1 tRNA gene and 2 rRNA genes are annotated in these 643 nt (G+C 37.3%); all 3 read left to right on the top strand.

Features of this window, described 5'->3' with window-relative positions:
• A 23S ribosomal RNA gene (locus CLCHR_RS24290) occupies window positions 1-125 on the top strand; the annotation flags it as partial.
• A 75-nt stretch (window positions 126-200) separates the two neighbouring features.
• A tRNA-Asn gene (locus CLCHR_RS24285) sits at window positions 201-275 on the top strand.
• A 3-nt stretch (window positions 276-278) separates the two neighbouring features.
• Window positions 279-395: ribosomal RNA gene (gene rrf, locus CLCHR_RS24280) — 5S ribosomal RNA — on the top strand.
• Window positions 396-643: the final 248 nt, after the last annotated feature.

The raw sequence follows: 643 nt of genomic DNA, 5'->3' as shown, positions 1-643 counted from the left end.
AAGATTAGATTTCCCATAGCGTAAGCTAGTAAGACCCCTTGAAGACTACAAGGTTGATAGGTCAGAGGTGTAAGTATGGTAACATATTTAGCTGACTGATACTAATAGGTCGAGGGCTTGACCAATAAAAAATCAAGTTGTAATACATTAAGTAACTATGTGCAATTTTGAAAGAACAAGATTTCTTTCAAAAGTAGCGTTCCGCGATAGCTCAATGGTGGAGCACTCGGCTGTTAACCGATAGGTTGGAGGTTCGAGTCCTCTTCGCGGAGCCAATATCTCGTGATGATGGCATAGAGGTAACACTCCTTCCCATTCCGAACAGGAAAGTTAAGGTCTATAGCGCCGATGGTACTGCACGGGTGACTGTGTGGCAGAGTAGGACGTTGCGAGGTAACTTAAAAGATAGTTGTAATGACTATCTTTTTTACGTGGAGAAAAATAGAAAAATCCTATTAATTATCTAAAGTTAAATGCTTCTTATAAGAAAAAATAAAAAAACAGAGCCATAGAGAATGATATGCTCCCTTCTAGGTAGACAGTTGAAATAATAAAACTGTTTTACTTAGAAGGGAGTAATTTTATGTCTAGAAATATCTTACCTAAAGAAAAACTTCAGGCAGTAAAAGAATATTTAGATGGA

The organism is Clostridium chromiireducens (genome assembly GCF_002029255.1).
GTDB classification, from domain to species: Bacteria; Bacillota; Clostridia; order Clostridiales; family Clostridiaceae; genus Clostridium; species Clostridium chromiireducens.
Note: the sequence above shows the minus strand (reverse complement) of the source record. Positions and strands in the feature narration are given on the sequence as shown.